At 65.1% G+C, this 16,160-nt stretch carries 17 protein-coding genes, 1 tRNA gene and 1 other RNA gene; 10 read left to right on the top strand and 9 right to left on the bottom strand.

The window, feature by feature from the left end:
* Nucleotides 1–9: 9 nt before the first annotated feature.
* Nucleotides 10–687, top strand: coding sequence for a phosphonatase-like hydrolase (locus tag LQ955_RS04155; RefSeq protein WP_231026958.1), 678 nt, complete (start codon nucleotides 10–12; stop codon nucleotides 685–687).
* Nucleotides 688–761: 74 nt separating this feature from the next.
* On the opposite strand, the gene LQ955_RS04150 is transcribed toward LQ955_RS04155, so the two are convergent.
* Together LQ955_RS04150 and LQ955_RS04145 are read right to left on the bottom strand one after the other, a co-directional pair.
* The gene (locus LQ955_RS04150) at nucleotides 762–2,231 is read right to left on the bottom strand and encodes an amidohydrolase family protein (RefSeq protein ID WP_231026957.1); all 1,470 of its coding nucleotides are present in this window, start codon (nucleotides 2,229–2,231) and stop codon (nucleotides 762–764) included.
* A 35-nt stretch (nucleotides 2,232–2,266) separates the two neighbouring features.
* On the bottom strand, nucleotides 2,267–2,797 hold the full coding sequence (locus tag LQ955_RS04145) for a MarR family winged helix-turn-helix transcriptional regulator (protein WP_231026956.1): 531 nt from the start codon (nucleotides 2,795–2,797) through the stop codon (nucleotides 2,267–2,269).
* A gap of 29 nt (nucleotides 2,798–2,826) precedes the next feature.
* On the opposite strand from LQ955_RS04145, the gene LQ955_RS04140 reads away from it, so the two are divergent.
* Together LQ955_RS04140 and LQ955_RS04135 are read left to right on the top strand one after the other, a co-directional pair.
* Nucleotides 2,827–3,981, top strand: coding sequence for an FUSC family protein (locus LQ955_RS04140; RefSeq protein ID WP_231026955.1), 1,155 nt, complete (start codon nucleotides 2,827–2,829; stop codon nucleotides 3,979–3,981).
* Between the two features lie 278 nt (nucleotides 3,982–4,259).
* On the top strand, nucleotides 4,260–5,495 hold the full coding sequence (locus LQ955_RS04135) for an IS256 family transposase (protein ID WP_231028027.1): 1,236 nt from the start codon (nucleotides 4,260–4,262) through the stop codon (nucleotides 5,493–5,495).
* A 41-nt stretch (nucleotides 5,496–5,536) separates the two neighbouring features.
* Here LQ955_RS04135 and LQ955_RS04130 read toward each other — a convergent pair whose 3' ends face one another.
* Nucleotides 5,537–5,683, bottom strand: coding sequence for a hypothetical protein (locus LQ955_RS04130; protein WP_231026954.1), 147 nt, complete (start codon nucleotides 5,681–5,683; stop codon nucleotides 5,537–5,539).
* Between the two features lie 49 nt (nucleotides 5,684–5,732).
* Here LQ955_RS04130 and LQ955_RS04125 point away from each other — a divergent pair, with 49 nt between their 5' ends.
* Nucleotides 5,733–6,116: a hypothetical protein gene (locus LQ955_RS04125; RefSeq protein ID WP_231026953.1), complete on the top strand. Its 384-nt coding sequence runs from the start codon at nucleotides 5,733–5,735 to the stop codon at nucleotides 6,114–6,116.
* A gap of 12 nt (nucleotides 6,117–6,128) precedes the next feature.
* Here the strand turns inward: LQ955_RS04125 and ssrA are convergent.
* Nucleotides 6,129–6,531, bottom strand: a transfer-messenger RNA (tmRNA) gene (gene ssrA / locus LQ955_RS04120).
* 119 nt (nucleotides 6,532–6,650) lie between these two features.
* Here ssrA and LQ955_RS04115 point away from each other — a divergent pair.
* The gene (locus LQ955_RS04115; protein WP_231026952.1) at nucleotides 6,651–7,580 is read left to right on the top strand and encodes an oxidoreductase; all 930 of its coding nucleotides are present in this window, start codon (nucleotides 6,651–6,653) and stop codon (nucleotides 7,578–7,580) included.
* 109 nt (nucleotides 7,581–7,689) lie between these two features.
* On the opposite strand, the gene smpB is transcribed toward LQ955_RS04115, so the two are convergent.
* Entirely contained in the window at nucleotides 7,690–8,166 is a 477-nt protein-coding gene (smpB, locus tag LQ955_RS04110) for an SsrA-binding protein SmpB (RefSeq protein WP_231026951.1), read from the bottom strand.
* 96 nt (nucleotides 8,167–8,262) lie between these two features.
* Here smpB and LQ955_RS04105 point away from each other — a divergent pair, with 96 nt between their 5' ends.
* Nucleotides 8,263–9,477, top strand: coding sequence for a S1C family serine protease (locus tag LQ955_RS04105; protein WP_231026950.1), 1,215 nt, complete (start codon nucleotides 8,263–8,265; stop codon nucleotides 9,475–9,477).
* A 54-nt stretch (nucleotides 9,478–9,531) separates the two neighbouring features.
* On the opposite strand, the gene LQ955_RS04100 is transcribed toward LQ955_RS04105, so the two are convergent.
* Nucleotides 9,532–10,023, bottom strand: a complete 492-nt coding sequence (locus LQ955_RS04100) for a DUF4190 domain-containing protein (RefSeq protein ID WP_231026949.1) — start codon at nucleotides 10,021–10,023, stop codon at nucleotides 9,532–9,534.
* A 243-nt stretch (nucleotides 10,024–10,266) separates the two neighbouring features.
* Here LQ955_RS04100 and LQ955_RS04095 point away from each other — a divergent pair, with 243 nt between their 5' ends.
* On the top strand, nucleotides 10,267–10,422 hold the full coding sequence (locus LQ955_RS04095; RefSeq protein WP_231026948.1) for a hypothetical protein: 156 nt from the start codon (nucleotides 10,267–10,269) through the stop codon (nucleotides 10,420–10,422).
* An 85-nt stretch (nucleotides 10,423–10,507) separates the two neighbouring features.
* Here LQ955_RS04095 and ftsX read toward each other — a convergent pair whose 3' ends face one another.
* The 3 genes from ftsX to prfB all read right to left on the bottom strand — a co-directional run bounded on the left by ftsX (nucleotide 10,508) and on the right by prfB (nucleotide 13,862).
* Nucleotides 10,508–11,425, bottom strand: coding sequence for a permease-like cell division protein FtsX (ftsX, locus tag LQ955_RS04090; protein ID WP_231026947.1), 918 nt, complete (start codon nucleotides 11,423–11,425; stop codon nucleotides 10,508–10,510).
* A complete protein-coding gene (gene ftsE, locus LQ955_RS04085) occupies nucleotides 11,422–12,660 on the bottom strand; it encodes a cell division ATP-binding protein FtsE (RefSeq protein ID WP_231026946.1) in 1,239 nt (412 codons plus the stop codon). Before ftsE ends, ftsX begins: the two co-directional genes overlap by 4 nt.
* A gap of 95 nt (nucleotides 12,661–12,755) precedes the next feature.
* On the bottom strand, nucleotides 12,756–13,862 hold the full coding sequence (gene prfB / locus LQ955_RS04080) for a peptide chain release factor 2 (protein ID WP_231028026.1): 1,107 nt from the start codon (nucleotides 13,860–13,862) through the stop codon (nucleotides 12,756–12,758).
* A gap of 57 nt (nucleotides 13,863–13,919) precedes the next feature.
* On the opposite strand from prfB, the gene LQ955_RS04075 reads away from it, so the two are divergent.
* The 3 genes from LQ955_RS04075 (at nucleotide 13,920) to LQ955_RS04065 (ending at nucleotide 16,158) form a co-directional block, all read left to right on the top strand.
* Entirely contained in the window at nucleotides 13,920–15,149 is a 1,230-nt protein-coding gene (locus LQ955_RS04075) for an MFS transporter (protein WP_231026945.1), read from the top strand.
* Between the two features lie 41 nt (nucleotides 15,150–15,190).
* A tRNA-Leu gene (locus tag LQ955_RS04070) sits at nucleotides 15,191–15,272 on the top strand.
* A gap of 94 nt (nucleotides 15,273–15,366) precedes the next feature.
* The gene (locus tag LQ955_RS04065) at nucleotides 15,367–16,158 is read left to right on the top strand and encodes a DedA family protein (protein ID WP_231026944.1); all 792 of its coding nucleotides are present in this window, start codon (nucleotides 15,367–15,369) and stop codon (nucleotides 16,156–16,158) included.
* The last annotated feature ends 2 nt before the right edge of the window (nucleotides 16,159–16,160 follow it).

Raw genomic sequence — 16,160 nt, 5'->3', positions numbered from 1 at the left:
AATGACTCCGTGATCGAACTCGTCGCTTTCGATATGGCCGGCACCACTATCGACGACCACGGACTGGTCTACGACGCGCTGGCCGGGGCGGTCGTCGAAACCGGAGCGAGCGTGGCCGACGCCGATCTGCAGCGCTGGATGGGCACCGACAAGGTGACGGCCATCGGCGCACTGATGAACCTGGGCGGCGTCGAGCCAACAGCCGACGGGGTCGCGAAGGCCTTTGTGCGCTTCAAGGTTCTGCTCGGTGAGGCGTACCGCGGGCATCCACCGGTCGCACTGCCCGGGGTCGAAGAGACCCTGCGCGAGCTCCGCCGGCGGGGCGTGAAGGTCGCCTTGACCACCGGCTTCTCGGACGACGTGGCCGGCCCGCTGCTCGCGTCGCTCGGCTGGAGCACGGGTGCCGGGCCCGACGACCTGCTCGACGCCGTGGTGACGACCTCAGACGTGCGGGCGGGGCGGCCGGCGCCGTACCTGATCCAGCACGCCATGGAGCTGACCGGGGCCACCGATGTCGCGACAGTACTCGCCGTCGGAGACACGGTGGTCGATCTGCAGGCGGCGCACAACGCGGGCGTCGCGGGTGTCGGGGTGCTCACCGGAGGGCTCACCCGGGAGGCGCTCGCCGAGCATCCGCACCTCGCCATCATCGACTCGGCCGCCGAGATCATCCGCTACCTCGGCTGATCACGCCCGCGAGAGCGAGTGTTGCGGACGAAAGCGACGGCCGGGGCGGCTCGTCTCGTCCGCATCTGTCGCTCTCACCAGGCGAGGGTGAGGCCGGTGCGGCCGGCGGCAGAACGCACGCGTTCGTGCAGCTGCGACGAGGCCTCGGCGGCCGCCGGATGCACGGGGCGGCCGTTCTCGGCCGCGAGTACTCCCCCGATGTACACTTGCTCGAGGTTTCGCAGCCCGCAAGCGAACGCGTAGCTGGCGTAGACGTCCCACACGGGGCCGGTGTCGGGCGACGACGGATTCACCACCACGAAATCCGCGAACTTGCCCATCTCGAGGCTGCCCACCCGATCGGCCACACCCAGCGCCTCGGCCGAGCCGAGCGTGTGCAGGCGGATCATGTCGCGCGGCAGCAGAATCGAGGCATCCTGGTGCACCGCGCGCTGGGTGTACATACCGATGCGCATGTTCTGGAACGGGTCGCTGATGTCGGTGCACGACTGGTCGTCGAGGCCGACGCCGATGGGCATTCCGAGGTCGCGGTAGCGCGGAATGTCGGCGACGCCCGAGCCGAGCCGCCCGTTCGAGGTGGGCTGCCACACCATGCCGCTTCCCGAGCGCGCGGCCGTCTCGGCCATGTCGGTGTCGGGGTGCACGAAGTGGCCGAACAAGAAGCCCTCACGCAGGGCACCGGCGTCTTCGTACCAGCGGAACTTCTCGCGCTGCTGGTCGAGCGCCTCGCTCGTCTCGAGAAAGTGGGCCTGGTTGCCGATGCCGTGGGCGTCCATCGCGCGCACTTCGTCGCGCGCCGCCTGCTCTGTCTCCGACCACTGCACGGCGCCGAACACGCTCGTGCCGAGGTTGAGCTCGGCCGGCACACTGCTCTCGACGTAGGCCACGGCATCGGCGAACACCTCGAACGCCTGCTCCACGGGCTGGAACTCGCTGTCGAGCCGGATCGAGTTCAGCACTCGCAGCCCGGAGTCGCGGGCGGCATCCACCTGCCGTTGCAGGTACCGCTCATCGCGGATCGAGTAGATCTCGCGCCGGTCGGTCACCGGATCATAGCGGCCGACGACCCGCGAATCGGTGAAGTTGTAGGCGCTCGTGATGCCGTTGCCGATGAAGTCGAGGCAGCCGTGCAAAGTGAACCAGTAGATGTCGTCTTCGCCCGCGCCCGAGATGAACGCCGACTGCGTACCCACCCAGCCGTAGAGGTTGTCACCCGGGGTCATACCGCGCATGCCCGAGGTGAAGATGTGACTGTGCGCCGAGATGAACCCGGGGGCGACGAAGGCGCCGTGCGCGTCGATCACGGTGCGGGCGCGCATGCGGGTGGCCGGACCGTCGGCGTCTGTGCCGGTGCCGCTGTCGGCGTCGGCGTGGGCGTGGGCGACCGGATGATCGGGGTGTTCACCCTCGCCCAGACCGGTGATGCAGCCATCGTTCCCCACGGTCATCCACCCCCTGAACCAGTCGGAACCGTCAGCCATCGGAATGATGATGGCGTTCACGATGGTCAGCATGCGGGAGTCCGCGGGGGTGTTCTGGGGCATAGCTGCGACCGTACCGAAGCAAAAAGACGATCAGGTTACGGGCGGTTTTCGCACTCTCGTAACAGCCGCCGCAGCGTCGACTCGAACTGGTCACGCTCGTTTTCGCCCAGCACGTCGATCAGTGCGGCTTCTACGCCGAGTTGGGCCGGGAGGGCACGATCGATGAGCGCGACGCCCGCCGGGGTGAGCGATACCGTCACCACGCGGCCGTCGGACGCGCTTCGTATTCGCACGGCGAGCTGCGACTTCTCGAGCAGAACCAGCCTCTTGGTGATCGACGCGTTCGAGGCAAGCAGGTCTTTCGCCAGTTCCGTCGGAGTCGGCGGTGCCGGCGCGCGGCGCACCGCCGAGAGTACGTCGAACTCGCCGCGGCTGATGCCGAACTCGGCCAGCCGGGCGTCACTCAGCGACGTGACGTGTTTCGCCACGCGCAGCAGCCGCCCGATGGTGGCGGCGGGGCTGGTATCGAGTTCGGGTCGGGTCACAGCCCACTGGGCGCGCAATCGGTCGATCGCGTCTCGATGCGAAGTCGATGCACTGTTCAGGTCAGCTGATCGGGTGGTCATCCAGATACTTTACTGGTAAAATACTTCTGATGTCAGCAATCCACACCCGTGTAACCTCGCAGCCGCACTCGCCCGCGCCCGTCTCGTTTTCCCGTTCGCTGGTGACCATCGGGCGCGACGCCTCGGCCCCTCGAGCGGCGCTGCGCGTGGGAGTGTCTGTACTGGTGCCCCTTGTCGTGCTCTACGCCCTGGGTCACCCCGAGTGGTCGATCTTCGGCGCCTTCGGGGCGTTCACGTCGGTTTACGGGCGCACCGTGCTGCGCGGCGCCCGGCTTCGCATGCAGACCGTCGCGGCCGTGGTCATGGTCGTCTCAGTGGCTCTCGGTTCGGTCGTAGCTCCGGCGCCGGCGCCGGCGAGCGAATGGATGACCGTGCTGCTCGGTGCCGTCTGGGCCATGATCGTGGCGCTCATCTCGCAGGCCGCGCGATGGACTCCCCCAGGCCCGCTGTTCGCGGTCTTCGCCCTGTGTGCCGTCGCGTCGATCCCGGTGCCGTCGGTCACGGGAGCGAATTCCCCTGCCGGCGTCAACGTTCTCGTCGCTGTGGTAGTGAGCGGCGCCTCGGCCGCGTTCGCGCTGCTTGTAGGGCAGGCGCATGCTGTGCTGCGCGCACCCTCCGCCTCGATCGCCGCGCCTTCGACGCCCTCCCCAACCGGAAGCGCCGCTATCACGCGCCTGCGCAGCGTACTGGGCTCCCGCGAGTCGCTGCTGTCGGCGGCACGGTTCGGCGTGGCGCTCGCCGTCGCCGGATCGCTTTCGACGCTGCTGCAGATCGGGCATCCGTATTGGGCCATGGTCGCCGCCGTCGTTCCGCTGGTCGCGTTCGACCTCGCGCAGACCATGGTGCGCGGCGCCCATCGTGTACTCGGCACCCTCGTCGGGCTCGTAGTCGCCTGGGGCCTGCTGCTGTTGCACCCGGCTGGACTCTGGGCGATTCTGCTCGTCGTAGCCTTGCAGATCGCCGCCGAGCTCATGATCTTGCGCAATTACGGCGTTGCGCTCATCTTCATCACGCCGCTCGCTCTCGTGATGGTCAGCATGGCCCACCCGACAGACCCCACCGCCCTCATCACCGATCGCGGCCTCGAGACGGTGCTCGGCACCCTTGTGGCGGTGGTCGTCGCTCTCGTCTGGTCGGGCATCCGCACCGCCCGCGAGCGTGGGCGCGAGGGCCGCGTGGGCTGAGAGTCGGTGCCGCTCATGCGAATGGTCTAGTTCAATGATTAATCCTCGTAAATGTACTAGTGTCAACAAGATGATGACATAATGGAGATCGCAACAAGTGCACGAAAACACGGCATTGCGCCCGCAGACATCGAGTGCGCGCTGAGAAACATCCGGTTGCGTCCCCGTGAGTGGTGGAATTTCGGACCGCCTGAGCGTCGTGTTGTCGACGTGGTGAGCCATCGTGCGATGGTCGATGAGCACCGACTAAAGCTACTCATGGAATGGACTCACGCACGATGGCTCTGGATAATTCTGCCTTGCTCGAGCTGCTTGGCCAACTGAAACTCACTGATGTCAGCGACCGGGTCAGGGTCGCGACCGAAACGCTGTACCAGGAACTGATCGACGCGGAAGCTGCCGCGTTCATCGGCGCCGGACCCTACGAACGCAGTACCGATCGGGTCACGCAACGAAACGGGGTCCGGCAACGCCTGCTGACCACGACGGCTGGGGATCTGCAGTTGAAGATCCCGAAACTGCGGGCGGGCACGTTCTTCCCGTCGCTGCTGGAACGACGCCGCCGAGTTGATCAGGCACTGTTCGCGGTCGTGATGGAGGCGTACCTGCACGGCGTCTCGACCCGAAAGGTCGATGACCTCGTGAAAGCGCTCGGCGCTGACACGGGCATATCGAAGTCGGAGGTGTCACGCATCTGCGCTGACCTCGACCAGGAGGTTGCTGCGTTCCGGGATCGTGACCTGACCGGGCAGGCGTACCCGTACGTGTTCCTCGACGCGACGTATTGCAAAGCACGCGTGAATCATCGGGTCGTGTCACAGGCGATCGTTGTCGCGGTCGGTGTCGCCGCTGACGGGCACCGTGAAGTCCTCGGTTTCGACGTCGGTGACAGCGAAAACGAGGCATTCTGGACCGAGTTCCTCCGCGGCCTGAAAGCCCGCGGCCTGAACGGCGTGAGGCTCGTGATCTCCGACGCGCACGCCGGCCTGATCAAGGCGATCACCGTGACGGTGCAGGGTGCGTCGTGGCAGCGGTGCCGGGTGCATTTCATGCGCAACGTGCTCGCGGTGATCCCGAAAGGATCGCAGGAGATGGTTGGCTCGATCATTCGCACGATCTTCGCCCAACCCGACAAAGAGCATGTGAATGGCCAGTTCGACGAGGTCACGAAAATGCTGGAACGCTCCCACCCGAAAGTCGCGACGATGCTGAACGACGCCCGCCCGGACCTGCTCGCGTTCGCGAGCTTCCCGCCGAAGCATTGGCGTCAGATCTGGTCCACGAACCCGCTGGAACGGGTGAACAAAGAAATCAAACGCCGCACCGACGTCGTCGGCGTGTTCCCGAACCCCGCCGCGATGCTCCGCCTCGCCGGATCTGTCCTCGTCGAGCAGCACGACGAATGGGAAGCCGGCGAGCGACGCTACTTTTCCGAAGCCTCAATGAAGGAACTCGACACCACACTCAACGAGGTCGAGGAGGTGGTTGTTATCCCAGAACTCGCTGCCGCATAATCAATGAATTGATCCCCGCACGGTGTCAAGAAACTCCACCACTACGCGGGACGTGACCAAACATCCTTCGATACATAGAGCAGGAGTATGACAACGAACCACGGGTCTTCATCATCGGAACCGACCGGCAAGGTCGTTTTCTCGAAATAGTGGCCGTGCCCTCGAATCGCCCGGCCCGAATCATCCATGCCGACATTCTTCGGCCGAAGTTCTACCACTACCTGTGAGGTGACCACTATGAATGCAACAAGCTCCGGAGCCGAGGACTGGCTCGATTCGCTCGATCCCGTCACTTCGCGCATGACCGACGGCTCCAATCTCCGCCGAATCGGCGAGGCGCTCACTGCACTCGAAGCGGCTGAACAGGCGCTCGACGACGCGGTCTCGGCCGCCCACGCCGCTGGAGACTCCTGGCAGGTCATCAGCCTGGTACTAGGCACGTCGCGGCAAGCTGCGCACCGAAAGTTCGCGAAAACCGCAGCCGCTGGTGTGCGGCGCGCGCCGGCTCACACCGCGCCAGCTCACCCCTCGCCGGCTCACACCGCGCCCACTAACCTCGAGCCGGGCGAAGGCGACGAGCCGGGTGACGGCACCGAAAACAACGAGCTCAACAACGCGTGACGTGGCCTCTGGTGGTGGAGATGGGGGGAATTGAACCCCCGTCCACTGCTGTGGTCGTGTGCCTTCTACGGGTGTAGCCAGTGCAAGCGTTCTACTCGGCTCCGATCTTTGCCACTGGCAGCTAGATCGACGAGCCCAGTCTCAGTGCGGGTCCCTGTGCGCCCTGAGGCTCAACGCACAAGCAATCCCTCTAGATAACGCCAGGCACCGGGTAGAGGGCATTCCCGGACTGACGGTTCCTTGTGGCTAGGTCAGAAGGGTCTTACGCTGCGAGAGCGAAAGAAGCCTTGGCCTGAGCCGGAACAGTGCTGTTTGAATTGGCACTTATTGTTTGCACGGATCGTTTACGAGATAACCGTGCGTCCTCGGCCCGCTTCTCACACTCACTCAGGCAATGTCGAAACCGATCATCCCCCTGCAATGCGACCGCCCCTGATCGAGGCTGGCTGCGGGCCACTGTCACGCGCTGTTGAGTTGTCTAGATGCGAACCGCCTTATCAGGCAGCCCTCCAGTATATGCACTAATCTCGCTGCATGACGACTCCCGCATGGACTCCCGCCCGTCTGCCCTCTCTCGCCGGTAAGCGCGTCGTGATCACAGGTGCGAACGCGGGGCTCGGCTACTGGACTGCGGAGTTTCTTGCCCGTCGAGGTGCAACCGTGGTGGTCGCCGCGCGCAGTGAGGAGAAAGCCACCAGGGCCATTGCATCGATACTCTCTCGCGCGCCCCGGGCCGATGTGAGCTGGGTCAAGCTCGACCTGGCCGACCTGGCGTGCGTTGAAACGGCGTCTGCCGAACTCGCCGCCGAGCCCATCGACGTACTCGTCAATAACGCGGGTGTTCTGGGAGCCAAGAATCGGGGCTTCACTTCCGACGGATTCGAGCTCATGTTCGGCACGAACGTGCTCGGTCACTTCGCGCTCACAGCGCGACTGATGCCGACATTGCTCTCGACCGAGAAGTCACGCATCGTGTCGCTTGGCAGCATCGCACATCAGTTCAACGAGATGGATCTGACTGACGTCATGGGAGATCAGAATTACGACAGTTTTCGCGCGTATAGCCGTTCAAAGCTCGGTGTCATGCTGATCGCGTTCGAGCTCGATCGACGCCTGCGCGCAGCCAAACTATCGACCGAGAGTCTCGTCGCGCATCCCGGATTCTCACTCGACGGCCTCAGCGCCGCCCGGCCGGGCATCACGAATGGCAGGCCCTCGAACACATTCACGCGAACTGCGCTCGGCGCTTTTGCTCAGGGCAAAGACGCTGGCGCCCTGCCCACCGTGCGGGCGGCCGCCGACCCCGTAGCGCGCGGCGGAGAGTACTGGGGTCCGAGCGGATGGCGGCAGCTGAAAGGCAGCCCCACCATCGTGCGCGCCCGCAACCGCGCCCGCGACATCCACACCGCCACCGAACTCTGGAACATGGCCGAGACCATGACGGGTGTGCCCCTGCGCTTCTGACGGGCCCAGCCGCCAGAGCGACAGTTTCGGACGAGAGCGAGCGCCCCGGCGGCTCATCTCGTCCGAAACTGTCGCGTTCGCGAGATCGACGAACCGCAGCGCGGCGCGACTATTCGCCCAAGTGGCGCTGGGTGCCCATGGCGCGGTCGGCCTCGCGCTTGTCTTGACGCTCGCGCAGGGTCTGGCGCTTGTCGTACTCGCGTTTGCCCTTGGCCACCGCGAGCTCGACCTTGGCGCGGCCGTCGCTGAAGTACAGGCGCAGAGGAACGAGCGTGTAACCGCCCTCTTTCACCTTGTTGTTGATCTTCAGAATCTGCGCCTTGTGCAGCAGCATCTTGCGCTTGCGGCGGGGCGTGTGGTTGTTCCACGAGCCCTGATTGAACTCCGGGATGTGCACGGCGTCGAGCCACGCTTCTCCCCCGTCGATGTAGCCGTAGCCGTCGACCAAGGATGCCCGCCCGGCCCGCAGCGACTTGACCTCGGTGCCGGTGAGCACCAGGCCCGCCTCATAGGTGTCTTCGATGGTGTAGTCGTGGCGCGCCTTGCGGTTGGTCGCGACGACCTTCTCTCCGCGTTCGCGTGGCACGGTTACTCCTGTACAGATCGATGGGTTGGCAGCCCAATAGTCTAGCAACACTCCGGCATCTCACCGGCGAGCGCCCGAACCGGTAATGTTCGTCGCATGAGCACTTCTGATTCCGCCGGGCCCGACCCCGAGCGACCAGCCGTGACAGATTCCTCGGCGACGCCGGTGCCGGAAACCCCGGTGCCGGAAACCCCGCTGCCCGAGACCCCTGTGTCGGAGCGACCGGTGCCGGTCGCTACGCCGGATCACCGCCGCACTCTGGTCATCGGCCTCGCCATTCTCGCCGCCCTCGTGATCGCCGTCGGCGGCGGAGTCGTCGGCGCATTCGCGGCCAACGCCGGCCACACCGGCAGCAGCTGCGACGCGGTGTCGATTGCTGACAGAGTGTTGCCGGCCGTGGTCACCGTTTCGGTGCAGGGTGGTGGGGCATCCGGAGCCAGCGGCAACGGAGTCGGAACGGGCGAGATTCTCACCAGCGACGGCTACATCGTGACCAACAACCACGTCATCTCGAGCGCCGCGACTTCGGGAACCATCAGCGTGCTCTACAGCAGCGGCGAGTCGGCCCCTGCGACGCTCGTCGGGCGGGATCCCGTCTCTGACCTCGCCGTGCTGAAGGTCTCCCCCGACCGGGCGCTGCCGACCATCGCTGTCGGCGACTCGGCGAAGATCGACGTCGGGCAGCCCGTCGTCGCGCTCGGAGCACCTCTCGGTCTGTCGAACACGGTCACCGCCGGAATCGTGAGCGCACTCGACCGCAACGTTCAGGCCCCCAGCGATAACAACACCACCACGACGCTGGTCGGGGCGATCCAGACCGACGCCGCGATCAACCCGGGCAACTCAGGCGGCGCACTCGTCGACTGCTCGGGCGCACTCATCGGAGTGAACACCGCCATTGCCAGCGTGCCCAATTCGGCGGGGCAGGCGGGCGGCGGCAGCGTGGGTATCGGCTTCGCCGTGCCCGTCAACCTCATGAACACCATCGTCGACCAGCTCAAGACGAAGGGCGCCGCCCTCTATCCGTGGTTCGGAGTCGACGTCACGCCGATTCCGGCAGCCACCGCCCAGCGCTTCGGCGTCGCGCCCGGTCTCTTCGTCGAATCGGTCGTCAGCGGTGGGCCGGTTGCGGCAGCGGGCATCCGCCCCGGCGACATCGTCACCCAGATCGACGGATCACCCGCCACGGGCAACGACGTCATCACCCGCATCACCCAGATCAAGTCGATCGGCGACACGATCGCCGTCACCTACGTACGCGGGGGAACCTCGACCGACACAACAGTCACGCTCGGCACTCCGCCGAGCTGATAGTGCCGCGCTGACACTCTTCCGGGCTGCCGGCCACGGGCAGCGGATGCCCGGCTACCGTGTCGCGTTCAGAATCAGCCCCACCGCATAGAACACGAACCCGACGACGCCGATGACCATCGCCGCGATCGCGAGACCGCGGCCCCGTGCCAGACCGCGGCGCACGGCGCGCAGACCCTGCGACGCGAGAACAACGCCGAGCACGCCGAGAAACCCGAAGACGAAGATGCTCACGCACGAGAGCACAAACCCCGCGATCACCAGCCTGCTGAACGGCGGTCGTTGCGTCTGCTGGCCATACCCCGGCGGCATGCCGGGTGCGGGTGGGTAGGCGCCGGGCTGGTACGCCGGCGGGACACCGGGCGCCTGGTACGAGGGCGGGACACCCGGCGCCTGGTACGAGGGCGGCGCGGGCGGCGCCTGGTAGACGGGCGCAACAGCAGGCGGTTCGGCGATCGGCGCTTGATACGAGGGCGCATCGGCAGGCGGCGCCGGTGGCGTGTTCGGAACGTCTCCCTCGGGCGGCGTGGGCGTGGTGTCGGTCATCTTCTGAATCCCCCTGCGGTTTCCGGTCGCCCCGTGGCGATCGTTTCACTCTACGCGGCGCCGCGCAGCCACCCGCTTTCACCATGCTGCGCCTCGCACCAGCGACCCGCGTGACCCGACCACCATGCGCGAGCCAATCACCGTACGTGAGCAAATCACCGTTCGTGAGCCGGCCACCATATCGGTGCGCGCCTCGCGCGACAAGCACTGCCGCGCATCTTCTCGACGCTCGACAATGGGGCCATGGGTATTTTCATCGGCATCGTCATTCTCGGCATCATTCTGCTTGTCTTCGGCGTCGCGATCGAGGCCGCCAAGATCTTGATCTACATCGGCATCGCCGTGATTCTGATCGGAGCGATCGCGGCACTCATCCGGTACATCCGCTCGCGCGCCTGACAACGCCGCAAGCGGGCCCGGGCCGCCGGCAAGCCAGCCCCGCGGACAAGCCAGACCCGCGGACAAACCAGACCCGCCGCCGAGGCTAGACCCGCAGGTACCGCGTGATGGCGAACTTCGCCGAGATGGCGGCCAAGATCACCCCGAGCACGATGAGTATCGGCGCAACGATCCACAGGGCATCCTGAACCGTCACGAAGGCGGTGAGCGGAAGCGACTGCTGCAGGTAGCCCTGCACGAAGAAGTGCACGATCGCCCACACCGTGGCGCCGGCCAGAATCGATCCGATGAGCGCGGCGATCACGCCCTCGAGAATGAACGGCGTCTGGATGAACCGGTTGGATGCCCCGACCAGCCTCATGATGCCGATCTCCCGTCTTCGTGAGAAGGCCGACAGCCTGATGGTGGTGGCGATCAGCAGCACCGCCGCCACCAGCATCAGCAGCGCGATTCCGATGGCGGTGTAGCTCGCTGCGTTCAGAATGTTGAAGATCTGCTCGAGATAACTGCGCTGATCGACCACGCTGTCGACGCCGGGCTGACTCGACAGGCTCTCGACGAGCACGTCGCTCTGCTGCGGGTCGACCATGTTGATCCAGAACGTCTGGTTGAGCAGGTCGGGCGTGACGTACTGCGCCACGTCGTTGCCCGCGAACTGCGCCTTGAACTTCTCATAGGCCTGCTCGTGGTTCTCGAACTCGTAGGTCTTGATGAAGGGCGCGAGGGTCGAGCCCTTCAGCATGGTGTCGACGGCGGCGATCTGGTCGTCGGTGGCTTCGCCGTTCGCGCAGTTGGCGCTCGACGAGGTGGCCGTGCACATGTAGACGGCGACCTGGGCCTTGTCGTACCAATAGCCCTTCATCTGGCCGATCTGCATCTGCAGCAGAATGGCCGAACCGACAAAGGTGAGCGAAATGAACGTGACGAGAACCACCGAAATGACCATGGCCATGTTGCGGCGGAGTCCGGTGCCGACTTCGCCGAGAATGAGTGCGAATCTCACGACGTGGGGCCTACATTCTGGTCTGCGGTGGGATCGTGACTCACACCGGGCGCACGCAGGCCCAGCTTTTCGGCGAGGCTGATCTGCCCGGTGGTGAGGTCTTCGACGGGGTCGCCGGTGCCGGCAGGGGCCTCGGGCACCGGATGCTCGGGCACGAGTGTTCCGGTGGCCGGATCGATGACCTCGGCGGGCCCGGCCTGGTCACCGACAGGTGCGTCGGCGGGAGGCAGAACCTCCTCTTGCGCCGGCGGAAAGAACAGCGGTTCGTCAGTGGGCAACGTCGAAACCGGTATGGCGGCCGGCGCCGGAAACGACGTCGGAACGCGTGGCACAACCGGAGCCGACGACTCTGCGCCAGGGGCGACCGTCGCCGCGGCCGGTTCCGCGGTCGCAACCGCCCCAGGGGCGCGGGCGGCAGCAGCAGCCGCGAGCGCGGCCGCGGTGGGCCGCTCGATGGAGCCAGTCGCGCCCGTGGCCTGGGATCGCAGCGAGAGCGGATCGGGCCGGGTGATCTCGGCCGTCATGCCGCTGTCTTGCAGGCTGACGTCGGTGACGACGCCGTAGCCGCCCTCGCGGTCGTCGCGCACGACAGAACCGCTGACGAGCTCGACCACGCGGCGCTGCATCTGGTCGACGATGGCGTTGTCATGCGTAGCCATGATGATGGTCGTGCCGCCGGCATTGATGCGGTCGAGCACGTTCATGATGCCGGCGCTGGTGACCGGGTCGAGGTTACCCGTCGGCTCGTCGGCCAGCAGAATCGCGGGCTTGTTCACCACCGCACGGGCGATGGCCACACGCTGCTGTTCACCACCCGAGAGTTCATGGGGCAGCCGATTGGCTTTCTCGGCCAGCCCGACCATGGCCAGAACATCGGGAACGGCCTCTTGAATGAACCCGCGCGACTTGCCGATGACCTGAAGCGTGAAGGCGACGTTGTCGAACACGTTCTTGTTCGGCAGCAGGCGAAAGTCTTGAAAGACGACGCCGAGATTGCGGCGGAAGTACGGCACCTTGCGCGACGAGATCGACCCGAGGTCTTGCCCGAGCACGTGGATGCTGCCGCTGGTGGGCCGGTCTTCTTTCAGCACGAGCCGCAGAAAGCTCGACTTGCCGGAGCCGGAGGCCCCGACGAGAAAGACGAACTCACCCCGCAGAATCTCGAGGTCGATCGTATTGAGCGCCGGCTTTGCCGTGCCCTTGTACATCTTGGAAACCTGGTCGAATCGAATCATTTCGTGACGAGCCTAAGCAGCGACTCCCCCATCGGGGCACAGCGACTCGCCCAATGCGAAGGCTTGGAGAACCCTGAGCGACGGGTGTGCAGTCTTTAGTCTTGCTTGCGCTTGCGCCAGCGGATACCCGCCGAGATGAATCCGTCGAGGTCGCCGTCGAACACGTGCGACGGGTTGTTCACTTCGTAGTCCGTGCGCAGATCTTTCACCATCTGGTAGGGCGCGAGCACATAGCTGCGCATCTGGTCGCCCCAGCTCGCCGTGATGTTTCCGGCCAGTTCTTTCTTCGTGGCGTTCTCCTGCTCACGCTGCAAGAGAAGCAGTCGCGACTGCAGCACCCGCAGCGCTGCGGCGCGGTTCTGAATCTGGCTCTTCTCGTTCTGGCAGCTCACCACGATGCCGGTGGGCAGGTGTGTGATGCGCACGGCGGAGTCGGTGGTGTTCACAGACTGGCCGCCGGGACCGCTGGAGCGGAACACGTCGACGCGAATGTCGCTCTCAGGAACCTCGACCACATCGGTCTGCTCGATGAGCGGCACGACTTCGACGGCCGCGAAGCTCGTCTGCCGCTTGCCTGCCGAGTTGAACGGGCTCATGCGCACGAGGCGATGTGTTCCCGCCTCGACCGAGAGCGTGCCGAAGGCGTACGGCGAGTCGATCTCGATGGTTGCACTCTTGATGCCGGCCTCTTCGGCGTAGCTGGTGTCGAGCACGGTTGTCGGATGCCCGTGCTGCTCTGCCCAGCGCAGGTACATGCGCATCAGCATCTCTGCGAAGTCGGCCGCGTCGACTCCCCCGGCACCGGCGCGAATCGTCACGACAGCAGCCCGAGGGTCGTACTCACCGTTCAGCAGCGTCTGCACCTCGAGCTCGCCCAGCACCTTCGTCAGGCTCACCAGCTCGGCCTGGGCTTCGGCGACAGCATCTTCATCGGATTCGTCGTTGGCCAGCTCGACCATGATCTCGAGGTCGTCGAGGCGAGAGTCGATGCTGTTGATCTTGGCGAGCTCGGCCTGCCGGTGCGAAAGCGCACTGGTGACCTTCTGCGCCTTCTCGGTGTCGTTCCAGAGGTCTGGCACGCCCGCCTGTTCGCTGAGGTCGGCGATCTCAGCCGTGAGGCCGTCGACATCGACGACCGATCGGATGTCGCTGAACGTCGAGCGGAGGGCCGCGATCTGCTCTGATAAGTCAAGTTCTAGCACGGTCATCCAGCCTACCGGCGCCGCCTGGGTACTCAGCCCGGGTAAAGTCGTTAACCAATGAGTACTACCGACCAGACCTTCACGTTCCGTTCGATAGCTTTACCCGCCCTCGTGCCGTCGTTGTTGTTCGCCATCGGTGAGGGATCCGTCATCCCGGTCATCCCCGCTATCGCCTCGAATCTCGGCGCGACTCTCGCCGTGGCCGGTTTCATCGCCGGAATGACCATGCTCGGCCAGCTCGCCGGTGACATTCCGAGCGGCTGGGTGGTGAGCCGCATCGGCGAACGCCGCGCGATGATCTATGCGGCACTGCTCGCGATCCTCGCCGTCGTGGTGTGTATGCTCGCGACCACCCCTCTGGTGTTCGGCATCGGCATCTTCTTCATCGGCCTGGCCGCCGCGACCTTCGCTCTCGCCCGGCACGCCTTCATGACAAGCTTCGTGCCGATCGAATATCGGGCGCGCGCTCTCTCGACGCTCGGCGGAACGTTTCGCCTGGGCTGGTTCATCGGCCCGTTTCTCGGCGCGGCTGTCATCGCCCTGACGGGAACCTCGCAGGCCGTGTTCTACATTCAGGCCATCTGCGCCCTGGCGGTGATCGTGTTGCTGCTCGTCATTCCCGACCCCACCGAAGGCCTGTCGAAACCGGATGCCGGCGAGAAGTTCGTGGCCGAGGAGTCTGCGGGTCTCTTCAAGACCCTGTTCGACTATCGGGGGTTGTTGCTGAGAGTCGGATCCGGTGTCGCGGTCGTCGGTGCTCTGCGGGCCAGCCGCATGGTCATTCTGCCGCTCTGGGCGGTCAGCCTCGGCCTCGGCGAGGCGAACACCGCCCTGATCGTGGGCATCGGCGGAGCCATCGACTTCGCCCTGTTCTACACCAGCGGCCAGATCATGGATCGCTTCGGCCGGCTCTGGAGCGCCATTCCATCGATGACCGGCATGGGCCTGTGTCTTATCGTGCTCGCTTTCACGCACACGTTGCCGGGAGCGGTCGTGTGGTTCATCGTGATCGCCATCGGCCTCGGCTTTTTCAACGGAATCGGCAGCGGCATCATGATGACGCTCGGCGCCGATCTGGCCCCCAGGGGCAACCCCGCACCGTTCCTCGGTGCGTTCCGTTTCACGAGTGACGCCGGTACCGCGGCGGCCCCGCTCGCCGTTGCCCTGATCGTGGCGGTCGCTTCGCTGCCCCTCGCGGTGGGCCTCATGGGAGTCGTCGGTTTCGCCGGTGCGGCGATTCTGCTTCGCAACGTTCCCCGGTATGTTCCCCGAAAGCTCGCGCGCTGACCGGTTACACTGTGACCCAATACACTGAGGGGTGTTTCTCTGCGGGAGTGGTGAAATTGGTATACACGCAGGTTTTAGGTACCTGTGCTTTCGAGCGTGAGGGTTCAAGTCCCTTCTCCCGCACGGCAGATTCATCGCCACGTCACGCACATCCATTTCACGCAGCACAACTTTATTCAGAGCCGCCGCCCCGACCCCTCACGACTGGAGTCACACCATGCACGCAGCCATCCACTCGGCGGTCTTCGCTGGCCTGATTCCGGGTCTCGACCCACAGCAGATCATCACGACGTTCGGCCCGTGGGCCCTGCTGGTGGTCTGCTTCATCATCTTCGCCGAGACGGGTTTGCTCGTCGGATTTGTGCTGCCTGGCGACACACTGCTGTTCGTGACCGGTTTGCTCACCTTCACGGGCGTGATCGGGTTTCCCATCTATCTGGTTGCGCCGGCGGTCGCCATCTCGGCCTTCATCGGCGGTGAGGTGGGGTATCTCATCGGCCGCAAGGCAGGCCCGCGCATTTTCGAGCGTAAAGAATCCGGTTTCTTCAGCATCAAGAACGTCGAACGCACCAACGCCTTCTTCGAGAGGTTCGGAGGGTTCGCGGTCGTCATCGCCCGCTTCGTGCCGGTCGTGCGCACCTTCGCCCCGGTCGCAGCTGGCGTCGGAAAGATGAACTACCGCAAATACAGCCTGTACAACGCCATCGGTGCGCTGATCTGGGCCGGCGGATTCACGGTGCTCGGCTTTTTTCTCGGCCAGATTCCCGTCGTGCGCGACTTCACCGAGAAGTACCTCGACGTGGTGCTGATCGCTGTGGTGGTCGTCACACTCGTTCCCACGATCATCCACACCATCAACGCGTCGCGTAAGTCGCGCAGGCTAGCCGCTGCCGCTGACGAAGAAACCGTCGAGGCCACTGGGGCCGCCGAAGAGCTGCTGCTCGACCCCGGAGTATTCGACCGTCACCACGGCGCTCACACCCCTGACAAGCAGAACAGCGCAGAGTAACT

Origin of the sequence: Subtercola endophyticus, assembly GCF_021044565.1 — a bacterium.
In the GTDB taxonomy this organism is placed as follows: Bacteria; Actinomycetota; Actinomycetes; order Actinomycetales; family Microbacteriaceae; genus Subtercola; species Subtercola endophyticus.
This window is presented reverse-complemented; position numbering and strand designations above follow the sequence as displayed.